At 54.1% G+C, this 22,249-nt stretch carries 23 protein-coding genes; 6 read left to right on the top strand and 17 right to left on the bottom strand.

All coding sequences use genetic code 11. The features are described from left to right. From PSSD_RS26775 to aroL, 3 genes are all read right to left on the bottom strand, one after another. Positions 1–295: transposase (locus PSSD_RS26775; RefSeq protein WP_153011483.1), on the bottom strand; the 295-nt coding region annotated here is incomplete at its 3' end. A 502-nt stretch (positions 296–797) separates the two neighbouring features. Further along, positions 798–989 (bottom strand): YaiA family protein, encoded by a 192-nt coding sequence (locus PSSD_RS21835; RefSeq protein ID WP_039336029.1) that lies wholly within the window; start codon positions 987–989, stop codon positions 798–800. A 110-nt stretch (positions 990–1,099) separates the two neighbouring features. Then, entirely contained in the window at positions 1,100–1,624 is a 525-nt protein-coding gene (gene aroL, locus PSSD_RS21830) for a shikimate kinase AroL (RefSeq protein ID WP_039336027.1), read from the bottom strand. 286 nt (positions 1,625–1,910) lie between these two features. Here aroL and PSSD_RS21825 point away from each other — a divergent pair, with 286 nt between their 5' ends. Continuing rightward, a complete protein-coding gene (locus PSSD_RS21825; protein WP_058973666.1) occupies positions 1,911–2,612 on the top strand; it encodes a DUF2076 domain-containing protein in 702 nt (233 codons plus the stop codon). On the opposite strand, the gene PSSD_RS21820 is transcribed toward PSSD_RS21825, so the two are convergent. Continuing rightward, the gene (locus tag PSSD_RS21820) at positions 2,613–3,056 is read right to left on the bottom strand and encodes a YaiI/YqxD family protein (RefSeq protein WP_058973665.1); all 444 of its coding nucleotides are present in this window, start codon (positions 3,054–3,056) and stop codon (positions 2,613–2,615) included. 143 nt (positions 3,057–3,199) lie between these two features. Between PSSD_RS21820 and proC the strand changes: the two genes are divergently transcribed. Further along, positions 3,200–4,012, top strand: coding sequence for a pyrroline-5-carboxylate reductase (proC, locus tag PSSD_RS21815; RefSeq protein WP_039336021.1), 813 nt, complete (start codon positions 3,200–3,202; stop codon positions 4,010–4,012). A 41-nt stretch (positions 4,013–4,053) separates the two neighbouring features. Here the strand turns inward: proC and PSSD_RS21810 are convergent, their stop codons facing one another. The 4 genes from PSSD_RS21810 to PSSD_RS27815 form a co-directional block, all read right to left on the bottom strand. Then, the gene (locus PSSD_RS21810; RefSeq protein ID WP_058973664.1) at positions 4,054–5,580 is read right to left on the bottom strand and encodes an FAD-dependent oxidoreductase; all 1,527 of its coding nucleotides are present in this window, start codon (positions 5,578–5,580) and stop codon (positions 4,054–4,056) included. Positions 5,581–5,818: 238 nt separating this feature from the next. Further along, the gene (locus PSSD_RS21805) at positions 5,819–6,121 is read right to left on the bottom strand and encodes a PsiF family protein (protein ID WP_039336014.1); all 303 of its coding nucleotides are present in this window, start codon (positions 6,119–6,121) and stop codon (positions 5,819–5,821) included. 153 nt (positions 6,122–6,274) lie between these two features. Next, a complete protein-coding gene (iraP, locus tag PSSD_RS21800) occupies positions 6,275–6,529 on the bottom strand; it encodes an anti-adapter protein IraP (RefSeq protein ID WP_039336012.1) in 255 nt (84 codons plus the stop codon). A gap of 213 nt (positions 6,530–6,742) precedes the next feature. After that, positions 6,743–6,898 (bottom strand): hypothetical protein, encoded by a 156-nt coding sequence (locus PSSD_RS27815; protein ID WP_167347695.1) that lies wholly within the window; start codon positions 6,896–6,898, stop codon positions 6,743–6,745. 253 nt (positions 6,899–7,151) lie between these two features. Here PSSD_RS27815 and PSSD_RS21795 point away from each other — a divergent pair, with 253 nt between their 5' ends. Further along, on the top strand, positions 7,152–10,241 hold the full coding sequence (locus PSSD_RS21795) for a beta-galactosidase (protein WP_058973663.1): 3,090 nt from the start codon (positions 7,152–7,154) through the stop codon (positions 10,239–10,241). On the opposite strand, the gene PSSD_RS21790 is transcribed toward PSSD_RS21795, so the two are convergent. After that, the gene (locus PSSD_RS21790) at positions 10,171–11,478 is read right to left on the bottom strand and encodes a multidrug efflux MFS transporter (RefSeq protein WP_058973662.1); all 1,308 of its coding nucleotides are present in this window, start codon (positions 11,476–11,478) and stop codon (positions 10,171–10,173) included. The genes PSSD_RS21795 and PSSD_RS21790 overlap by 71 nt on opposite strands. Before the next feature lie 392 nt (positions 11,479–11,870). Between PSSD_RS21790 and PSSD_RS21785 the strand changes: the two genes are divergently transcribed. Continuing rightward, positions 11,871–12,122 carry a biofilm development regulator YmgB/AriR family protein gene (locus tag PSSD_RS21785; protein ID WP_039336006.1) on the top strand — a complete coding sequence of 84 codons (252 nt, stop codon included), beginning with the start codon at positions 11,871–11,873 and terminating at the stop codon, positions 12,120–12,122. A gap of 68 nt (positions 12,123–12,190) precedes the next feature. On the opposite strand, the gene PSSD_RS21780 is transcribed toward PSSD_RS21785, so the two are convergent. The 3 genes from PSSD_RS21780 to PSSD_RS21770 form a co-directional block, all read right to left on the bottom strand. Further along, the gene (locus tag PSSD_RS21780) at positions 12,191–12,508 is read right to left on the bottom strand and encodes a hypothetical protein (protein ID WP_058973661.1); all 318 of its coding nucleotides are present in this window, start codon (positions 12,506–12,508) and stop codon (positions 12,191–12,193) included. 172 nt (positions 12,509–12,680) lie between these two features. Next, complete coding sequence (locus PSSD_RS21775) at positions 12,681–12,980, bottom strand: I78 family peptidase inhibitor (RefSeq protein ID WP_039336002.1); 300 nt, start codon at positions 12,978–12,980, stop codon at positions 12,681–12,683. A 310-nt stretch (positions 12,981–13,290) separates the two neighbouring features. Next, positions 13,291–15,885 (bottom strand): bifunctional diguanylate cyclase/phosphodiesterase, encoded by a 2,595-nt coding sequence (locus PSSD_RS21770; RefSeq protein WP_058973660.1) that lies wholly within the window; start codon positions 15,883–15,885, stop codon positions 13,291–13,293. A 206-nt stretch (positions 15,886–16,091) separates the two neighbouring features. On the opposite strand from PSSD_RS21770, the gene PSSD_RS21765 reads away from it, so the two are divergent. Beyond that, a complete protein-coding gene (locus PSSD_RS21765; RefSeq protein ID WP_058973659.1) occupies positions 16,092–16,739 on the top strand; it encodes a CPBP family intramembrane glutamic endopeptidase in 648 nt (215 codons plus the stop codon). Positions 16,740–16,835: 96 nt separating this feature from the next. Next, positions 16,836–17,849 carry a LacI family DNA-binding transcriptional regulator gene (locus PSSD_RS21760; protein ID WP_058973658.1) on the top strand — a complete coding sequence of 338 codons (1,014 nt, stop codon included), beginning with the start codon at positions 16,836–16,838 and terminating at the stop codon, positions 17,847–17,849. Between the two features lie 139 nt (positions 17,850–17,988). On the opposite strand, the gene PSSD_RS21755 is transcribed toward PSSD_RS21760, so the two are convergent. The 5 genes from PSSD_RS21755 to PSSD_RS27810 all read right to left on the bottom strand — a co-directional run bounded on the left by PSSD_RS21755 (position 17,989) and on the right by PSSD_RS27810 (position 21,873). Continuing rightward, a complete protein-coding gene (locus PSSD_RS21755; protein WP_058973657.1) occupies positions 17,989–19,428 on the bottom strand; it encodes a glycoside hydrolase family 1 protein in 1,440 nt (479 codons plus the stop codon). A 12-nt stretch (positions 19,429–19,440) separates the two neighbouring features. Beyond that, positions 19,441–19,755, bottom strand: coding sequence for a PTS lactose/cellobiose transporter subunit IIA (locus tag PSSD_RS21750; RefSeq protein ID WP_058973656.1), 315 nt, complete (start codon positions 19,753–19,755; stop codon positions 19,441–19,443). Next, entirely contained in the window at positions 19,756–21,072 is a 1,317-nt protein-coding gene (locus PSSD_RS21745; RefSeq protein WP_058973655.1) for a PTS sugar transporter subunit IIC, read from the bottom strand. Between the two features lie 88 nt (positions 21,073–21,160). Then, complete coding sequence (locus PSSD_RS21740) at positions 21,161–21,469, bottom strand: PTS sugar transporter subunit IIB (protein WP_058973654.1); 309 nt, start codon at positions 21,467–21,469, stop codon at positions 21,161–21,163. Positions 21,470–21,705: 236 nt separating this feature from the next. Next, the gene (locus tag PSSD_RS27810; protein ID WP_167347694.1) at positions 21,706–21,873 is read right to left on the bottom strand and encodes a hypothetical protein; all 168 of its coding nucleotides are present in this window, start codon (positions 21,871–21,873) and stop codon (positions 21,706–21,708) included. Between the last annotated feature and the right edge of the window lie 376 nt (positions 21,874–22,249).

The following is a 22,249-nucleotide window of genomic DNA, read 5'->3' as shown; positions in this document are numbered from 1 at the left end:
TTGAATCTACAGCAGCTTTTTTTAGTATTTCTTTATCCCGTTCAAGGCGGAGAATGCGCTCCTCAAGCTCGCGAATACGCTGTTGCTCCGGCGTGAGAGGTGTGGCTGAAGAAACTATCAGGCCGGGCGCAGTGCTCCCGCCACTACGCTCTTCCAGTAGTTGCCTGACCCAGCGCCGCAGCGCCGTGGAACCAACATCCGTCGCTTTGCAGGCTTGTTGCGTTGTATAGCCGTGGTCAAGAATGAGTTCAGCACATTCTCGCTTAAACTCAGGAGTAAATATTCTTCCGCTCATAGAATCACCTCTCTGGTTAATAACGTTATAACCTCTGAGTGTGTCCTAATCTATTAAACCACTACAGACGGACCGTTCGCGGATGACCATCCATGGTCGGCCGCGAACTGCCCCACGCCTCCCCGCGTGGGGCTCCTGGCCCAACGTAAAAGTCTCAGCGCTGCGGATAACCCTGAGGGGGCAGCAGAGGCGTCATAGCCTCAGACAATGTGCCCTTTTTGACAAGTCGCACTGAAGCTGATGAGCAGGCTGGGGCCGCACCGGGGCTGGCATTCCGCAGCGCTGAGCTGAGCGAGTATGCCAGGAGAGCCCGCAGGACGCGGGCGAAAGGTGGCGCTGGAACATGGATGTTCCATCGGCACCGGTCCGTTAAGGCAGACGAGTGAAGTGAAGGTACCGCGTAGCGGCGCGAGGACCGCCGGCCCCGGTGCGGCTCCAGACGGCGTTAGCGTCAGTCGCTTAACTGACAAGCATTAGCCACTCCATGGCGTGCCTGTGGTCATTAATCTTTGTCAGCATCTTCATAACGCGCTTTGGCATCCTGAGCTTCGGCTTGCGTTTTATGTTCACTGATTAATGAATCGGGTTTCGGATGGTCGGCACGCAACTCGTACCAGGTCACCGTGTTGCCTGCTGCGCCTTTTTCGACAACAACAATGCGCGCCTCTCGCGGATAGGGTGGTTTAGTTGGCATAGATTTCCCTCTAATGTCAGATTTCCACACGGACAGCGGCGATCCCCCTGTCTCTACTCAGTATAGACAATGGAGGATCACAGGAAAAAAGAGGGAGTTATCTGAAGACGTTAGCTGGCGCGCGCGAGTGACAAAGATTGCAGAATCTGATCAACAACCTGATCGGGCGCCTGCATTGCGTTTACTTCATGGTGCGCGGTCTGGCGATAAAGATGTGCACGTTCACGTAGAATATCACTCATCTCTTCCGCAATCGGGCGGCCGGTGAGGGTCGGGCGCTGGCCCGCTTCGGGTTGACGCTCAAGACGCTCAGCAAGCACGGTGGAAGGCGCATTCAGCCAAATCACCTGACCATGCTCGCGCATATAGCGACGATTTGCCTCAGCCAGCACCATTCCGCCACCGGTGGCGATAACGGTACCCGGCGCTGTGACGGCATGCAGCGAGTCACTTTCACGTGCACGAAAGCTATCCCACCCTTCAGAGGCGACAATTTCCGCCACGGTGCGTTGCGTGGAGAGTTGCAGATGGTGATCGGTATCGCTAAAGGCATAGCCCAGCGCTTGCGACAACGCCTGGCCGATAGTGGTTTTACCGCAACCGCGTGCGCCGATCAGATAGATGGGTAATGACATCCGGGCTCATCCTCCGCCGTATTTCTGCCGCGCGGGCAAAGTCATCAGGTCAATATTGCGTCGCATGATACCTGGATTTTATTTTGTCAGCCACCCGCGAAGCACGAATTACGCGTGTTTACCGCCATCAATTTACTACCACATTGAAATTGTTAAGGAAAATGATGCGCGATCCGTGCATCTCCGGATTTGTAAGTCCAGGCAACATTTACTTACCAGGCCGTTGATTTACTTTCTGTCACGTTGCCCACATATAAGGGGGTACGAATCATTGGAGGTTCACACCATGCAAAATGAAGAACAGCAGTTAATCGAAAATCTGTTCAGCCGACTGAAACAGGCTGAAAACCAGAGTGGACCGCGCGATGCCGGTGCCGAGCAATTGATCAAACAGCATTTACAGAGCCAGCCTGGCGCGCCCTATTACATGTCGCAGGCCATTCTGATTCAGGAAGCCGCATTGAAAAAACTCAATGCGCAGGTGACGGATCTGGAAAACCGCTTGGCTCAGGCGCAACAGCAGCAAGCGCCGCAGCAGAGTAGCGGCGGTTTCTTGTCGAGCTTGTTTGGTGGCGGTTCACGTTCGGCTGCGCCACAACAACAGCAGCAACCGGCGTGGAACAGTGCACCGCAGCAACCTCAGCAGCCATACGCTCAGCCACAGCAGCAATATGCCGCTCCGCCTGCGCGTGGGACAGGTTTCCTCGGTGGAGCCCTGCAAACTGCCGTTGGCGTGGCGGGTGGTGTGGTGATGGCGGATATGCTCACCAGCATGTTCCACCACTCTCAGCCGGAAGAAATTGTGAACATTATCAATGAGCCAGCGCTGCCACAGGTGGATAATAATCTCGATACCTTCAACGGTAACGACAGCAACAATGCCTTCCTGAATGACAACGCCAGCTGGGATAACAACAGCTTTGCGGATAATAACGACTTCAGTGATTTTGGCGGTGGCGATTACGACGACGATGACAGCTTTGTCTGATCAACGCTGACGTAGCCACTTATCCAGTTCATTCGCAAACAGTTGGCGGTCGCGTTGGTTTAATGCCGACGGGCCGCCGCTTTGCACGCCACTGGCGCGCATCGTTTCCATAAAATCACGCATGGTTAAGCGCTGACGAATGGTATCCGGTGAATAGCGTTCACCGCGCGGATTCAACGCTGCTGCGCCCTTCTCCAGCACTTCGGCCGCCAGTGGAATATCCCCGGTGATCACCAGTTCACCGGGCTGCACGCGTTTCACAATCTCATTGTCCGCCACATCAAAACCCGCTGCGACCTGCAACGTCTTCAGCCAGGGCGATGGCGGTACGCGCAAAGGTTGATTCGCCACAAAAGTGATGGTGATTTTGGCGCGTTCTGCGGCACGGTACAGCACTTCTTTGATGACGTTAGGGCAAGCATCGGCATCGACCCAAATTGACATGTCTTATCCTTTTTCTCAGGGAATTGCAGGCGATCTTGCCCTTCTACCGCAGAATGGCAAATGTTATTTACCTGGGTTGTTATTCCGCACGGCTGACGTAAGCTAACCGGCACGAGAAAATGAACCACTTAAAGGATAGAGCGATGCTGGAGAAGAAAATCGGGTTTATCGGCTGCGGCAATATGGCGAAAGCCATCATCAGCGGACTGGTTAACAGCGGGCTGATTGCCCCGGCTAATATCTGGGTGTTTGACCGGAAACCGGCCACCAACCAGGCAATGGCACAGCAATATGGCGTGACCGCCGCAGAGAGCGCGGAAAGCCTGGCGCGTGAGGCCGATATTCTGTTCGGCGCGGTCAAGCCTAATGTGATTCTCAAAGTTCTGAACGATCTCGCCAGCCTGTTAAAGAAAGATGTGCTGGTGGTGTCGATCGCCGCGGGCGTTACTCTGGATTCGCTAGCTGCCGTACTGGGCCACGATCGCAAGATCATCCGCGTGATGCCAAATACGCCGTCGCTGGTCAATGAGGGCATGACCTCGATAACACCAAATGTGCTGGTGACATCGCAGGAAGTGGACGAAGTGGTGGGCATTTTTGAGAGCTTCGGCAAAGCTGCCGTGGTGAATGAATATCTGATTCACGCCGTAGTGGGCGTCAGCGGTTCTGCACCGGCCTACGTATTCATGTTTATTGAAGCGATGGCTGACGCAGCGGTGCTGGGCGGCATGCCACGCGCGCAAGCCTATCAGTTCGCGGCACAGGCGGTGAAAGGTTCTGCGCAGATGGTGCTGGAAACCGGTAAACACCCAGGCGAATTGAAAGACATGGTTTGCTCTCCGGGTGGCACCACCATCGAAGCGGTAAAAGTGCTGGAAGAGCAAGGCTTCCGTGCGGCAGTGATCAACGCTATGCAGCAGTGCATGGCGAAGTCTGAGGCATTGAGCAAGCAATAATTCAATGAGGTGCGCATGAATGCGCACCTTACAAATGCAGTTTAGCCTTGACTGGCCTCGTACATTTCAATGCCTTGCGCCAGTGTCATTGGCTGTTGCATCGCTTCCACCAGTGATGCCGTCAGCGTATACATGCCCGCAGAGCACACCGCTGCAATGATTCCCTCGCGGCAATAGAAGGCGATAAAACGTTTCTCCTGTAATGATCCCAGCAAATGGTAGTCATCCCACTCTTGCGCATGCCCGAGATACTCGTAGCGCGTGCCGTAGTGTGCGGTCCAGAAGAAGGGCACGCGATCGAAAGCGATCTCTTTATCCAAGATATTCAGGGCGGCGATACGCCCCTGCTGTTGAGCTACGCGGTAGTGTTCAATGCGCTGCGGCCCTTGCGGCGTAGGGTAGGTAGCAATATCCCCAGCCACCCAAACATTGTCTGCGACGCGCAACTGATCATCAGCCAACAAGCTGCCGTCATCCTGAAGGCTGAGATCATGAATAAAGCCAGTCGCGGGATGCACACCGGTGGCGAATAACACCACATCTGCAGACACCGCTTTCCCGCCTTTCAACTGCACCGCACTCACACGCCCTTCACCACTCAGCGCTTTCGGCTCACCTTCAATAAATTTCACACCGTTACTCCGGTGGAGATCGTAAAAATAACGCCCAATCTCTTCACCAAACGTCTTCGCGAAGGGCAACGAATGGCGGGCGATAACGGTGACATCGACATCCCGATTACGCAGCGCACCCGCCATCTCCATACCAATAAAACTATTGCCAATGATCACGGTGTGCTGTCCGTCATCCACTTCTTTCAACAATGCATCAGCCTGATTCAGCGAACGCAACACATGTACACCCTGCAACGCGTTACCAGGAACATTCAGCGGCTGAGGTGTCCCTCCACTGGCAATTAGCAGTTGATCAAAGTGAATTTTTTGCCCCTCTTCCAACAGCAGCGTATTTTTCTCCGTATTCAGTTCTGCCACATTGCCCTGAATACGATCCACTGTGCCCAACACGTCGGGTTTTAGCAGTTTGGGCACATCCTTGATCGCCATCTTACCCGAAGGCACAAACTTGCTCAGGGCTGTACGGTCATAAGGAGCGGAGGACTCTCGTTCCACTAACACAATACGCCCTTTGAAACCTTCATCCCGCAGCGTCCAGATAGCCGCGCTCCCTGCTGCCCCCGCGCCCAGAATCACACAGACCGGTGATTCACCCTGCGTTGTCGGTGCACTGGCTGGTGACATCGGTTGTGGGTTCACCAGCACTTTTCCCGCTTCGATACGTACCGGATAGCGCTTAAGATTGGCCAGCGCCAGTGGCTCACACATCTTGCCATCACCCAGTTGGAACGCCGCTTTGTGCCACGGGCACACTAATCTGTTCCCGCATATCGCTGCCTGCTCCAGCGGTGCGCCCGCATGTGGGCATTTTGCTTGCAACGCCTGCACCCGTTCCCCGTCGCGAACCAGGATGACATCGATATCGTTCACGGTGAATTTGGTCGGTTTACGCTGCGCAAGTGATTTGAGTTGCACGACAGATTGATAGCTCACCTTCAGCCTCCTGCGTTGTGATTGGATTGATGACTTTAAATCCCTACAAACAGTAAGCCTGGCAAACCGTGAGAATTTCGCTGGAAAAACAAAGCGTAACGGCGGACAAGCTGTTGTTTATCACACCGTTAGCCGAAAAAATACGTGCTGCCTGGGGTAGAGAGGGTATTAATTCCATCGTCATTGCAAAAAAAGGGTTCATGCAAAACATGAACCCTATAAAGGTGTGCAAGACAGATTACGATTTTTTCAGGCAGGAACTCATATAAGTTTTACGCGCATCACCGCTGAGCTTTTTATCACCCGCTTCGGTGTTACAGGTTTTCATCTTCATTTGCTGCGGCGTCATACTGCCCATCTTGCTGTCTTTTTTCAGACAGTCGCTCATAAAGGATTTACGCGCATCCCCTTTTAAATCCTGAGAGGATGCATGCTGATTACACACCGTCATTTTATTTTGCTGCGCAGTTTTCTCTGCCGCACCCGCACTGCCCGCCAACAGCAGGCCTGCTGCTACCATTGCCAAAAGACACGATTTCATTGCCGGATTCTCCATAGAGTTGTTGCCCATTAATCATGGCAGGAAATAAGCAAAGCAGAAAAAAATATATTCGCCGTCAAAGGTCACTTTTTTAACACGCCGGTGGTTTGTACCATCGTGCAGCACTTTATAGAGAGGAATTAAATAAAAGATTTATACGCGGGGATGGTTCAGCAATTTTTCAACGTAATTGCGCAGCAGAGTGGTATCGGGCGTTTCTGCCGCGGGGGCAACAGGTGGCATCGCGCTGGCAATGCCGGCTGCAATCTCTTGAAACTGTTCAGGCTCCAGCTTGCGCAACATCGCTGTCAGCACAATTTCTAATGCCTCAACCTGGACCACTAATTCTTTAGACTCTTCTTCTTTTTCAGCCAGCTTCAGCAGAAGTTCCGCGATCAGGTTTTTCATGCGACGGGCTCAATAAGAGATGGAAAACAGACGTTAGCATTGAGGCGTTTAAAACAACAGGGATTTTTCAGTGTTTGAGGAAAATAAACAATAAGCGCAGCGCAATAAAAGAAACGTAATTTCAATATGTAGCGGCGAAACGTTTCTCTCAACAAATAACGTGTTTTAGAAACGTTTCGCGCGCCTCAATACATTAACGGTCGGCGCTAATGATTAAGGCCCCATAAAGCCACGGCCCGGTCCACCTGGACCTCCACCGCCGCCCCAGCCACCACCGTGACCGCCACCGCCACCCGGTGGTGGGAAGATACAACCGCTCAGCGCGGTCACCAATGCCACAACGGCAGCGAGTTTAACAATACGGACCATAATTACCTCAGGATGGTGAAATCGGGCTGAGTGTATGAGGCCGTAGTGCCAGCGACAATACAGAATTCTCCGCAACCTCGCGCTATTCATCCCTGCTCACCATGCTTAACAATTTACTGGCACTACACCGGCAAAAAACCCACACAGGCCATCTGAGAATGAACAAAAATTCATCCATCGATCTCGGCGAGGCACTTTACAGTGGCCGTAAAATCGCGCAATGTGAGCGCATTACAATTAATGAGATCTTGCCATGACCCTACCAACACACGCCTTAAGTGATATTCTCGCCCGCCGCGACTGGGAAAACCCGGTGGTAACCAGCCTGAACAGACTGGATGCGCACCCTCCGTTTGCCAGCTGGCGCGACGAAATCAGCGCACGCGACGATGCCCCTTCACCCTCGCGCCAGTTGCTTAATGGTCAGTGGACCTTCAGCTACTTCAGCCAGCCAGAAGCGGTGCCGCAAAGTTGGCTGCTGCAAGACTTAGCGGGATCACATTCGTTACCGGTGCCCGCCAACTGGCAACTGCATGGCTATGACGCGCCGATTTATACCAATGTGCAGTATCCCATCCCGGTGAATCCACCTTTTGTCCCGCAAGAGAATCCCACTGGATGTTATTCGCTCACATTTAAAGTCGACGATAACTGGATCGCTCAGGGCCAGACTCGCATCATCTTTGATGGCGTGAACTCCGCGTTCTTTGTGTGGTGCAACGGTCAATGGATTGGCTATTCACAAGATAGCCGGCTGCCAGCCGAATTTGATTTGAGCCAGGCACTGCAAGCCGGTCAGAACCGCCTGGCAGTGATGGTGCTGCGCTGGAGTGATGGCAGCTATTTAGAAGATCAGGATATGTGGCGCATGAGCGGCATATTCCGTGATGTGACATTACTGCACAAACCCGAAACACAGCTGGCTGATGTGCAAATCGAAACCGCGCTGAGCCCAGAATATATTCGCGGCGATCTGCGTGTCAGCGTGAAGATCAACGCGGGCACACGTCCGCTGTCACAGTGCCGCCTGCGCGTGACGCTGTGGCAAGGTGAAAACTGTATCGGCAGTCAGCAGCAGGCACCGGGCAGCGCCATCATTGACGAACGTGGGCACTATCCGGAACGCACGCTGCTGGTGGTGCCGGTACATAACCCCCAATTGTGGAGCGCCGAGACACCGCACCTCTACCGTGTCGTTGTGTCTTTGCTGGATGACCATGACAACCTGATTGAAGCCGAAGCCTATGATGTCGGGTTCCGTCGCGTCAGCATTGAGAACGGGCAACTGTGCGTCAATGGCAAAGCGCTGCTGATCCGTGGTGTGAACCGCCATGAGCACCACCCGGAAAACGGTCAGGTGGTGGATGAAGCCAGCATGCGCCGCGACATTGAGCTGATGAAGCGCCATAACTTCAATGCGGTGCGCTGTGCGCACTACCCTAATCATCCTCTTTGGTATCGACTGTGCGACCAATACGGCTTGTATGTAGTGGACGAAGCGAATATCGAAACCCATGGCATGCAGCCGATGAACCGCCTGTCGTCAGACCCACGTTGGTTTGCGGCCTACAGCGAACGCGTAACGCGCATGGTGCAGCGCGATCGCAACCACGCCTGCATTATCATCTGGTCACTCGGCAATGAATCCGGCCATGGCAGCACGCACGATGCGCTCTATCAGTGGGTGAAAAGCAGCGATCCTACGCGCCCCGTTCAGTACGAAGGCGGCGGGGCCGATACGGCCGCTACGGATATTGTCTGCCCGATGTATGCACGCGTCGATCAGGATCAACCCTTCCCCGCCGTACCAAAATGGTCACTGAAAAAATGGATTGGCCTGCCGGGGGAAACTCGCCCGCTGATCCTGTGTGAGTACGCACACGCCATGGGCAATAGCTTCGGCGGCTTCGCCAAATACTGGCAGGCCTTCCGCCAGTTCCCGCGCTTACAGGGTGGCTTCGTCTGGGATTGGGTGGATCAAAGTTTAACGCGCCATGATGATCAAGGTCAGCCGTGGCAGGCTTACGGTGGCGATTTTGGCGATACGCCTAACGATCGCCAATTCTGCATGAACGGGTTAGTGTTTGCCGATCGCTCGCCACATCCGGCGCTGTTTGAAGCGCAGCGGGCGCAGCAGTTCTTCCAGTTTCAGCGTGATGCCCACTCCCCTTTCCGCTTCACTGTCAGCAGCGAGTATCTGTTCCGTCACACAGATAACGAGGTACTGCGCTGGTCGATTGAGCAAGATGGCGTGGTGATCGATAGCGGTGAAGTGACCTTAGTGCTGGAATCTCAGGGCACCCAACACATCACTGTGCCCACAACAGAGGGTTTACAGGGCAACGCCTGGCTTAACCTGGCGGTACATCAAATTGCCGCTACCCCGTGGTCTGAGGCCGATGCACGCGTGGCGTGGGATCAGTGGCCACTGCCCGCCGCACTGGCGACACGTCGCGTGGAAACCAGCGCCACCGCACCAGAATTGATTGCCAATCACGATTTGGTTGCCGTGGTCGTGTCGCAGCAGCGCTGGCACTTCTCGCGTCGCACCGGAGAGTTGATGCAGTGGTGGGTGAATGATGAAGAAACCATGCAGACCCCCTTGCAGGAGTGTTTTATCCGCGCCCCTATTGATAATGATATCGGCACCAGTGAAGCGGCGAATGTCGATCCCAATGCGTGGGTCGAACGCTGGAAGCGTGCGGGATATGACCAGTTGGAAGCGGAGCTGGTGGATATGCAAATCGATAGCCTGAAACACAGCGTACTGATTGAAACCTGGCACCAATGGCACGCCAACGGCCAACTGATTTTCACCAGCCACAAGCGCTATCAGATCAACGGTGAAGGTGAGCTGTCGGTGAGCATCGACGTTGAACAGGCCCCCGGTTTGCCAGCGCCAGCACGTATTGGTTTACGCTGTCAGTTAAGCCACAGGCCTCAGCAAGTCAGTTGGCTGGGACTGGGTCCAGATGAAAACTACCCGGACCGCCAGCTGGCTGCGCAGTTCTCGCGCTGGCAGCAGCCGCTCGCGTCAATGAGCACCGCGTATGTCTTCCCAGGAGAAAATGGATTGCGTTGCGGCACGCGCCAGCTTGATACCGGAAGCTGGCAGGCCAGCGGGGATTTCGCCTTCTCGCTTAGCTGCCATAGCCTTGAGCAGTTGCGTGAGACCTCGCATCGCCACCTGTTGCAGCCAGAAGCAGGCTGTTGGCTGCATCTGGATGGCTTCCATATGGGCGTAGGGGGCGATGACTCGTGGAGCCCCAGCGTCAGCCCGGAGTTTTTGCTTTCCCAGCAGCGCTGGCATTACGCGTTGACGTTACGTCAGTCGCGGGCTTAGCCGCCTGACCACGCGGGTTCACCGGTTGTTCCAGCGTGGTTTTTGGCCGACGATAGAAGCGGCGCAGTAGCAGTACATTGAGCAGTACCACCACGGCGGTGGCGAAGAACACCCAGCGGTAACCGGTGGCGGCAGACACCGCTGCACCCAGCAGCGGTCCTGCCACGTTACCCAGATACATAAATGATTGGTTGTAACCGAAGATACGCCCTGTCACGTTATCGCGCGAGTGACGTACCAGCAAAGTCTGCACCGCAGGCATCATGGCACCGTCGGCAAACCCCAGCAGAAAACGCAGCACACCTAATTGGGTGGCGCTGGTAACAAACGACATGCACATCAGGAGCACCAGTGAAAACAGCATGGTGCCTATCAGAATACGCTGCGTGCCGATGCGATCGCCCAGTTTACCCAAGCGCGGCGCAGAGATCAGCGCCGAGACGCCCGGCAACGCCGCAATCACGCCACTGAGAAACGCGAGGTTTTGCGCATCCGGCGCTAGCTCACGCACGAACAGGGTCAAAATCGGGTTCACTGAGCCGTTACACATCTGGATCACCATGGTGGTGACGAACAGACAGATCATCAGGCGTGGATTGTCGAGGCTGCGAAATACCTCCCGACCACTCATTTTGTCCTGTTTGCTTACTGGCGTGTAGCCAGTCTCTTTAATCAGGAACAGCGTGACCAGGAAACTCACCATCAACAATACGGCAGTGACGATAAACACCATACGCAGGCCAAGCCAGTCCGCCAGCAGTCCGCCAATCATCGGCCCGAGGATCACCCCGCCAATCTGCCCGGTTGAAACACAGCTGAGCGCCCAGCCGCTGCGTTCGCGCGGAACCTGCGCCGCCACCAGTGCCATCGCGTTGGGAATGTAGCCAGAGGTGAGCCCCATCAGCGCACGCAGCAACAACAGTTGCCATGCTTGCGTCACGAATGCCTGCAGCAGAATAACGGCTCCCATGCCAAATGAGGCGCGCAGCAGCATCAACTTGCGGCCCTTACGGTCGGCCAGGCTTCCCCAGAGTGGCGCAACGGCAGCAGAAACGATGAAGGTAATACTGAAAGTCAGACCCGACCAGATGCTCAGCGCATTACCGCCATGAATGCCGAGTTCCTCAACATACAGCGGCAGGAAGGGGATAATCTGACTGATGGCCAATCCGGTAAAAAAACAGCCAAACCAGACAGATATCAGGTTGACCTTCCAGGACTCGATGGAGCGTAGCATGGGCGTGTACGTCAGAAAAAATGAAATGAGGGTTCAGTCTAACAACCTCATAACATTGCTGGACGGCAAAACATGGCATGGGGGTAAAAACGCAGTTTTCCGCTGCCGGGCGTGATTCTGCTCACAGCAAATAGTGTAAGGGGCACAATTTGTAGTGTCTTTATGTGCTGAAACAAACAACTCAGCAAGATAAGCGCATCACGACGCCGGGCAAACATGAAAAAATATGTCTACTCGTTACTGACAAGATTCGACACCGCATCTATGTTTAAAAAATCACCGGCCTTCGCTGGCGAGGCGCTGCCCGTTCTGGACAGTTCCCATGCTTAACCAAAATATCCCAATGCTGCCTGATCAGGTGGCGGGCATTGTTGTCTCTGCGGAGGTCAGCCATGAGAACGCATCCTAATAGCGCCGGTCGGGCGATTACCGACTACTTCAACACCCCAGCCTGGCATGCACCGCACGAAAGCGATCTGCTGGCGGCGATCATGCGTGAACTGATGGATGACGGCCAACCCGCGACCAGCAAGGCGATTATTACCCGTGTGATAGCCAAACTGGAGTTCGAAGGGGATGAGCAGCGGTTGCAAAGCTATCGCAATCTGCTGGCGCAGTTGCTGGAGTCTGGTCAGAAGAAATAGCACGCCATCGATGCAAAATACGCGATTTTCGTAGGGTGCGCATTCATGCGCACCGCCACGTTAAACGATCATTTCACCACACGTAACTGGTCTGCTTCACTGACGCTGGCTTTGCCGCTCTGACGTTGATACAGGCACAATTCGCGCCCGATTTGATTCTTCATGTGCTTTTGCGGGTAGCGGCCTTCTAAGAGCAGCGCGTCGTAGCCCACGCTATCGTCATATTGAATCGGCTTGCCGATAATTTTAATCGACTTCAATCCGCTGGCTTTCAGGCAGGCTTGCTGCCTGTTGCTGCTATTTTGTTGCCACGCGGCCTCGCTCGAAGCGTGCGCCAGTGGGCTTAATAACAGGGTGATGAGCAGAAATTTACCTGTCGTTCTCATTTTCTCTCCTCATTCCATCGTGCATTAATCGATAGAAAAAAAATTCCCGCCGAGGCGGGAAGAAACAAGACGAGCATTGCATATTTGAGAGTGACGAGGAAATCTCCGTAATGCGCAGCTATCCTCGCCCGGCGCCATGACAGCCCGATGACAATGCGATGTCCGTTTGAATTTATCCGCAGTAAACACGGGTAATTTTACCACTCTGATCGGCGGTGAAATTCAACCGACGCAGATTGAAATCCATGGTGACGGCCCCGTTCCACGGAATAGCACGCACAGGCACGTCAAAACGCTTACCTTCCACACTGCTCAGCGGCTGGCCGAGCATGTTTTGATATTGCGATGCGCCACATTGATCGGCTTCCGGATCGTGGCTGACGGCAGCGGTGCTGTCAGGTTTAGTGGCAGACTGGCAGGCGGTCAGGGCAAAAAAGGCGGTGGCCAGTAGCGCTTTTCCATAATGGGTCACAAGTTTATCCTCCTGGATGAATAGACAACTGATTCCTGAGAGTAACAAAGGGAGCCCATGATGTGAAAAAAAGCCAGCAGATTAGTCGTGTAAATGTGTTTTATGGCGCGATCTTCCTCTCAATTTTTAGGATTAATCGCACGCTGTGTCTAAACCTCAGCCTGTCAGGCGCTACAATTACCTAAGACTTTTCTGAGGTAATGATTATGGAACTGGCTATCTTTATCGGCTTTGCCATCCTGATGACCGTGATTGCTATCCGGGTGCGCTAATGTGTCGTTGTAACAGGGCGAACCGCAATGTGTTCGCCCTAAGACAACGCATCCGCCTGTTCCGCCAGACGCGCGTTGAATGCCTCTAGCGGCATTGGCCGTCCCAGAAAATAGCCCTGCCCTTCTTCACAGGAGAGCGCCTTCAGCTCATTTAACTGCGCCTCTGTTTCTATCCCTTCCGCCGTAATGGTGAGTGCGAAAGCGCGTGCCAGCCCAACAATCCCAGCCACCACCGATTGCGCCTGTTTCGACTCAGGGAACTCTTTCATCCAAGAGCGATCGATTTTCAGTCCGTTGAACGGGAAGGTTTTCAGATAGCCTAACGCAGCATAACCGGTACCAAAATCATCGACCGTCAAGCGCACGCCCAGCGCGCGCAAGCCCTGCATGATCTCCAGCGCTCGATCCGGATTTTCGAAGGTGACGTTTTCGGTAATCTCCAGTTCCAACCGGGTCGCCGGAAGCCCACTCACTGCCAGGGCATGCGCCACACGATCAACCAGATCGATGTTGCGGAACTCCATGGGTGAAATGTTGACCGAGACGTAGCGATGTTCGCCCCAATGGCAGGCATCGCGGCACGCGCGCATCAGCACCCAGTCACTAATAGCCGCAATTAACCCGTTCTCCTCTGCTAATGGAATGAAGCGATCGGGGGTGATCCATTTATCGTCAGCAACCTGCCAGCGAATCAACGCTTCGGCGCCCGCTAACTCACCCGTTTGAAGCTGATACCGCGGCTGGTAATGCAACATGAATGCATCCTGTTGCAGTGCCTGCTCAATGGCCTGCACCAACTCACGTTTTGATTCCAGTTGGTTTGCCATATCGGTGGAGTACCACGCCCAGCGCGCTCGCCCTGCGCTGCGCGCCTGTCCTAGCGCAATATCCGCCAGACGTAACAAAGCTTCGGGTTGGGTCGCATCCTGCGGAGCGCAGACAATGCCCATGCTGGCGGTCAGGCTCAGTTGGTGTGAATCATTGATGATCGGTTGATGCACGGCACGTTGCAGTGCACGACAGCGATATTCCACCGCGGCACGTGTCGACTCTCGTAACAGTAAAATAAACTCGTCGCCCCCCAGACGCGCCGCCAGTTCATTCGGCGCGATCAGGTTTTTCAGCCGCTGTGAGATTTCGTTCAATACCAGATCGCCCACGGTGTGGCCCCAGGTGTCATTGATCGGTTTGAACTGATCGAGATCGAAACTGACAACAAACAGCGGATCGTCATCGCTCGCCGTTTCCAGATGGGTGGTAAGGAACTCCTGCAACTGGATGCGGTTAGCCAGACCGGTGAGCATGTCATGGCGGGACAGGAACTGAATTCGCGCCTCAGCATCCACTTCATGCGTGATGTCTGACACGGTACCGCGAAAACCGGCGCGCAGCCCGTTGCGGCGAATGGTTTTCGCTGAAAGCTCACCGATGCGACGCTCACCGTTGGCCGCCATAAACTGGCAGCGCAAAGGCACATGCTGTATTTCATCGCCCTGACGCAGTAACCACGCCACCAGCGAATGGCTGGGATGGCTCAATAGCTGATCGAGTGGACGTCCGATCCAGCTCTTCACATCATGCCCGGTTCCCGCCGCAAAGCGGGAAGAGAGATAGCTAAGGCGACCGTGATCGTCAACTTCCCAAATCCAGTCCGACGCCGCTTCAGCCAGATCGCGAAATCGTTCTTCACTGTTGGCCAGTTCACGCTGGCTAATGGCGAGCATTTCATAGCGACGGTCGGAAATGACTGCGTTGTGCAGCGCGTGGCGAATCACGCGGCGCGTCACCAATGCGACAGCCAGCACGGTAAACAGCAGCAGCGGCATCATCAGCCAGATAACACCAAACCCAGGGTTTTTCGCTTCCCAACGCAATACCAGCGGCTCACCTTGAATCACCGGTTCAACCAGACGCGGCTCTTCCAGTGCATCATTCAGGCCTCTGGCAACACGTGGGGTAATCACGTTTAGAGATTTACCCAGCACCTGCAGCTTGGCTGGCGTTAAAATATTGACGAAGACCATGACCGAAGAGGGGCCGGGAATTGTCGGGAGATCAGGTACTTTTCCTGGCGTGATGGGTGCAGCTACCACCAGAGCAGGCTGTTCATTGATCACCACATTACGGGTGATACCCTCATCAGGCTGTTTGCGTGCCGCCGACAGCAGCAAGGCCGCCTGACCACCTAACCAGCTCTCTAGCGAAGTTTCGGAGAGTTTTCCGTCCACCACTGAGTAGCGTGTTTTTCCGCTACCATCAATCACAAACACGCCGTCGTAGTGGTACTCCTTGTAAAGGCTGGGACCAAAATTCTCCTCATCCCATGCCCAGACTTTGTTCACCGTCAGATGCAGGTTTTTCCAACCCTCACCCCAGTTGGCATAATCGCGGACATCGATGATCATCTGCTCTTGCTGCTGCTGCCACGCCCGGCGCATCAGGTTGACATCCTGCTGCATCGAATCACTGTTTTGTCGATGGGCAATCACCAGCACCATCACAACCGAAAGCAATAGCACGCCAAATAGCAGCGAGGTTAAGGTGCGCAGGCTGCGCCGCGTTACCCGAACCGTGTGCGCTTCCATGTTTGCCCTGGCTGGCAAGGTAGCGTGTCGGTGATACTCAGAATTCATGCATTATGCTCGCAAAACAGAAGCAGCAAAAAGAGAGGACCGGTGATGCCCGGTCCCTGTAATGGTTTTTTCGATTATCGGCGCAGAGCGCCACAGATTTAGCCCTAACGGTGGAATATTTGAGCGATGCAATTCTCTGCCGGGCTATCTCGACAGCGATGATCGGCATTGCTACTATGCGCTTTCTTCTGCCCATTGAGCCGACTATGGACACCCAATCCGACAAGGTTACGTTGACGCTGTTCTACGCTGCCAGCTTTGTGGTGTATTACATCGTGACCATGCTGATTACGCTGTTTCCCAACTACGGGGCGCTGCGTAATAACGGTTTGCTGGTGCCGGTGCTCTGCCTGTTTGAATTTGCCGTGATTTATCCGCTGTACCGTTTCTACTGCCAGCGACGCACGGATATTCCGCTGGGGTATTTGCGTCCCGGTCAGACCCTGCTTTTTGTCGGCGCCTTGGTGGCGTTGATGGTGGCACAAACGCAGTTCTTACAGCCCGAAGGGTGGTTGATTGCGCAAAGCCAGCAGGGCCGCAGCTCTATGCTGATTCTGCTGCTGACTGCCGTATTATTGGCGCCGGTGTTTGAAGAAGTGTTGTTCCGTGGCTTCCTGCTGCAAGGATTTCTGCTGTGGGCCCCGAAAAGCCGCTTCGCCTGCATGTTACTCACCTCGCTGCTGTTCGCCGCCATGCATACCCAGTATGTGCACTGGGAAACCATCGTGGCACTGACGCTGTTCTCGCTGCTGTTATGCTATGCGCGTTTGCGCAGCAACAGCCTGGCGCTGCCGATCTTTCTGCATACCCTCAATAACCTGATCGCTATCCTGCCCGCCTGGTTTTACGCCTGATCTCGCTCACTGTTTCTTAACGTTCCCTTCAATTTTTTTAGTGCTTTCAGGTAGTATCGCTGTTTATGCGATATGGATTGATGGTCTGGAAAGTCGATGATTACCATGCTGGATGTGGCCCGCAAGGCCGGTGTCTCCAAAGCGACCGTGTCGCGCGTGTTGGCGGGCAATCGCTACGTTAGCAAAACCACGCAGCAGAAAGTGTTCCAGGCCATTGAGGAGACGGGTTATCGGCCCAATCTACTGGCACGCAGCCTGGCGACGCAGAAGTCGCAGAATATTGGCTTGATCGTCACGCACTCTCTGTTTAACGGTCCCTACTTCAGCGAATTGCTGTACCAGACCGCGACGTTGACCAATAACTATGGCCGCCAGCTGATTCTGGCCGATGGTAAAACCTCCGCTGATGACGAACGGGCGGCAATTGAGTTTCTGCTCGATTTGCGTTGCGACGCCATCATTATCTACCCACGATTCCTCGATACCGCCGCGCTGGAAGCCATTATTGAACAGCACGATGTTCCTATTATGGTGGTCAATCGCCAGCTACAACGTCATGCCGACCACTGCGTGTGGGCGACGCATCAGCAGAACACCTTTGATGCCGTGAGTTATTTGATTGCGCGCGGCCATCGTGAGATTGCCTTTATCACGGGTTTGCCGGGTTCACCGACGGCCGCCGCGCGCCTGGCTGGATATCAGCAGGCATTGGCGCAGCATGGATTAGTGCCTGATCCCGCGCGGGTGAAAGCTGGCGCATGGACGCCTAACAGCGGCCAACAGGCGGCACAGCAGTTGCTGGCAGCGGGTGTCTCTTTTAGCGCGCTGATGGCGAGCAATGATGATATGGCGATTGGTGCCGCGCTGGCGCTGAATGCCGCGGGTAAGAGGCTGCCGCAGGATGTATCGCTGATGGGATTTGATGATATCCGTATGGCCGAATTTTTCCTGCCACCGCTGACCACCGTGCATGTACCGGTTGCCGAGATGATTCAGCACACCCTGGCGCAGTTAGTAGCGATGCTGGAGGGGGAAGCGATCCATCCCCTGCCCCCGTTCAGCGGCCGGTTGATTGAGCGCGCTTCCGTGGCGGATGGCCCGTATTTATAACGGCGTGATTGATCGCGCTGGCCAGCTAAGCAAGCAGCACTACCGCAGCCCGAAGCCATATTTGTAGCGGCGCGATTTATCGCGCTAGTGAGCGGCGATGGTGCGGCTGCCAGATGCGCAATAAATTGCGCCGCTACGTTTAGTACTCCACTTGCTGGTCTAATGTTGCGCCGTTACTGCGAATCAACTGCTGGTACCAGAAGAAGCTTTTTTTGCGATAACGCGCCAGATCCTTCAAATCATGCTCATCGCGGTTAACGTAAATAAAGCCATACCGCTTGCTGATGCCCTGATGTGTACTCACCAGATCAATCGCTGACCACGGACAATAGCCAAACAGCTCAACACCATCCGCAATTGCCAGCTGTAGCTGCGCAATGTGCTCACGCAGATAGGCGATGCGGTAATCGTCATACACCTTATTGCCCGCTTCTAAGGTATCGAACGCGCCTAAGCCGTTTTCCGTCACAATCAGCGGCAGCGCATAGCGGGCATAAATCTGCCGTGCGGTGATGCGGAATCCCACCGGATCGATATACCAGCCAAACTGATTCTGTTTGAGATGCGGATTGTTGCAACCGACATATACCGATTGATCAATGCCAACCATCTGCTGATCGGCGCGTTGTTTACTGTTGAGTTCACCTCGGTCCACGTCAGGCATATCGGCGCTCACCGTGGCTGAAGCATAGTAGTTGAAGGCGATAAAATCGGGCTTCCCGGCGGCAATTACCGCCATATCATCGGATTCAATCGTCGGCAACCAGCCACGCTGCTGCAGGAAGGCCCACACCACGTGGTTGTAACGTCCGTGCACCGCCAGATCGAGATAAAGCCAGTTACGGATCGCTGAAAAGTTGTCGGCCGCCAGCACATCTTCCGGCCGTGAGCTGGCCGCATAGATGCAGGAGATATTCGGTGCCGGGCCAATCTTTGCCTGAGGTAAACGCTGATGGCAGGCAATCATCGCTTTGGCTTGCGCCAGCATCATGTGATGGTTTTGCTGATACAGCGTTTTCTGCGGATCCGCTGTGCCTGGCGGCAACGTACCAATCACCTCACCCTTTAAAATCATCATGTTCTGTTCGTTAATCGTCAGCCAGTATTTCACCTGCTTGCCATACTGCTCGAAACAGGTGATAGCAAAACGTTCAAACGCTGCCACAGTACGACGATTGGACCAGCCGCCTTGCTGTTGCAGCGCCCACGGCAAATCAAAGTGATAAAGTGTCACCAACGGTTCGATGCCGTGCCGGCAGATCTCGTCAATCAACTGCTGATAAAAGGCGACGCCCGCGGCGTTAAGCTCACCATCGCCTTCAGGGTAAAGACGACTCCAGGCAATCGAGAAGCGGTAGGTCTTTAATCCCATCTCCGCCAGTAGCGCGATGTCTTGTTCAAAACGATGGTAGTGATCGCTGGTGACGGTGAAGTCGGTAATATCTTGATGGAACTGAGCTTTATCAATCACCGAGGGCCCTTTGCCATCCTCGTTCCATGCGCCTTCAACCTGATAAGCTGAGGTGGATGCGCCCCAGAGAAAACCGTCAGGAAACGCGCCCAATGTTGGATGTTGCATGTCTACCTCCTGTTAACGTGCGGCCAGCTCGCGCCGCAGTTGGATAATTTCCTCCGCCAACTCACGACACAGCATGGCGTTCATTAAGTGATCCTGCGCGTGTACCATGATCAGGTTCACGGGAATTTTGCCGCAGCCCTCGTCAGCGCCAATCAATTCGGTCTGAATGCGGTGGGCGGCCTTGGCTGCCGCTGTGGCGTCGGTTAACATCGCATCGGATCGTGCCCAATCTTGCTTTCGCGCCGCGCGTAGCGCTTCCATGGAACACGAGCGCGCTTCGCCCGCCTGAATGATCAGCTCCATTACCGTGCTCTCATCAATCTCCATTTATGACTCCTTAATCGGTTGTGCGGTGGCGCTTTGCTCCAACTCCTGTTGCAACAACTGGCGCTCGTACATTTTGAAAAACGGGTAGTAGATCAGCGTGGCAATTGCTACCAGCACCGCGACCAGCACGATCACACGCCAGTCCCAGCCGGTAGACCAGGCGGCACCAATCGGTGCGGGTGTCGTCCAGGGTGCCAGTGAGATCACGTGATTGATCAGATGAGTTTTGGTGGCCGTCCAGGCAATCACCGCATTGACCAGCGGCGCACAGATAAACGGGATAAACAGAATGGGATTCATCACCACCGGCGAACCAAAAATCACCGGTTCGTTGATGTTGAACATGCTGGGCACAATGCTGAGTTTGCCAATCGAACGCAGATGCGCAGATCGACTGCGCAGATAAAGCAGCACCAGGCCCATGGTTGAACCCGAACCGCCAATCACGATAAAGAACTGCCAGAACGGCTCGATAAAGACATGAGTGATAGGCTGACCCGCGTTCAGTTCCTGCTGGTTAAGGCCAAGGTTGGTCAGCCAGAATGCCTGCAAAATACCGCCGACGATCACCGCGCCATGGATACCGGCAAACCACAACATATGGCACAGCAACACCGCCACCAGCACCGCAGGCAGCGAATCAGAGGCGGAGATAATGGGGGCGAAAATCGCCATGATCGCCTGGGGCAGCAACATGCCGAACTGGGCCTGCACCCATAAGCTGAGCGGAAACAGCGTGATAAAAATGGCAATTATCGGGATCAGCAGATCAAAGGACTGGCGGATTTTTGGTGGTACCTGCTCCGGTAGTTTGAAGCCGATGTTGTGTTTCTGCAGGAAGTGCATTAACTCAGTGGCAAACAGCGCCACCAGGATGGCGGTGAAAATGCCCTCACCACCCAGCGATCCCACCGGCAAGGTTTTACCGCTTTGCGGTGCTGCGACCACCAGAAACGCCATCAATGACAGGCTGGCAGCCATGAAACCGTTCATCTTGTAACTGGTAGCGAGGTTGTAGGCGATAGCGCTGGCGATGTAGAGCGCCATAATGCCCATGGTCATGTTGTACGGCATCATGATCTGCTCTTCATGAGCATGCACCATACCGAGCCACCACTGCGCGAACGCCCACGAGCTGTCAGCAGAAAAAGGTGGATGGGCAAACAGCAGCATAAATGAGCCGACGATCAGGAAAGGCATGGAAGCGATAAAGCCATCACGGATGGCGATCACATGACGCTGGCTGGAGAGCCGCCCTGCGAGTGGGCTAATACGGTTTTCAATCACACCAAATACTGATTCGCTTATGCTGCTCATACGCGAGCTCCTTGCATCAGGCAAACAGAGAATAAGCCTGCGCGCTGAGTCGCAGGCGATGACTATTATTTTTCGTGCAGTTTAGCGATCAGGCGTGAATCAGTTTTAGTGAATCATTTAATATTTTCTCGCCATTCATCATGCCGTAATCCATGCTATTTATGACGGATATTGGCTTATTTAATTGCTGAGCCAGCGGTTGAAAATCAGCGAGCTTGTATTTGATTTGTGGCCCTAACAGGCAGCAATCATAGTGAGCAATTTGTTCATTAAACTCTTCAATACCAACGGCTTTTATCTCCACTTCTACACCTTGCGCTTTGGCGGCTTTCTCCATCTTCTGCACCACCATGCTGGTAGACATCCCAGCGGCACAGCACAGTAAAATCTTTGGCATTGTTCAATCCTCCATGTGGGGTTTAATTAACGAATACACACAGCAAAGATTTTCTGCAACCGGTTTCAGATTTGGTTACAGGAACTGTGAGAAATATCAAAACTCAGAAGGGAAAAATAAATGGGAATTTAATAGTGTAGCGGCGCAATGAATGGCGAATACCGGAGAGGCTATACGCCATTATTCGCGTGCGCGATAAATCGCGCCGCCACAGGAAGGAGTGGGAACGAGCTGCGTTACGCCTTCTCTGCCTCGAAATGGGCTTTGAACTGCTCGTAGATTGAAATCATGTTGGAAGCATCGCCATGCAGCGGGCTTAATTTTCCGGCACGTACCAGCTCAATCACCAGTTGCAGCGCGGCTTGTTTCGGGCTGCTGTCCGGATGGGCAATTTCGTTCGACATCGGTTACTCACTCATCATTTTTGTCAGGGCCGCACAGTTTAGCCCAGATCGTACTGATGATGCGCGTCCGGTTGGGTATAATCTCAGCGCTCAAAACAGAAAGCCGCTCAAGGAGATAATTGACTCCCGTTGCGTTTGGCTATACTGGATCAAAAAAGGAACAAACAGCCACCGATTCCGTACCATCAGGAACGTGTTAAAGGAGTCCGATCATGCTGATTGGTTTTGTGTTGTTAGTGAGCGCGTGTGGACACGATGCCTGTGACGCTTTGCCGGTGTCAGAACGCATCTACCCAACCAAAGTGGCCTGTGAACAGATGGCCGACCGTATCCATAAAGTGCGGCCTAATGTGGTCCTGCTGTGCGGTGAAGTGCA

The sequence above is a fragment of the Type-D symbiont of Plautia stali genome, assembly GCF_001485335.1.
GTDB classification, from domain to species: Bacteria; Pseudomonadota; Gammaproteobacteria; order Enterobacterales; family Enterobacteriaceae; genus Pantoea; species Pantoea vagans_C.
The sequence above is the reverse complement of the archived record's forward strand: the minus strand, read 5'-3'. Positions and strand labels throughout refer to the sequence as shown.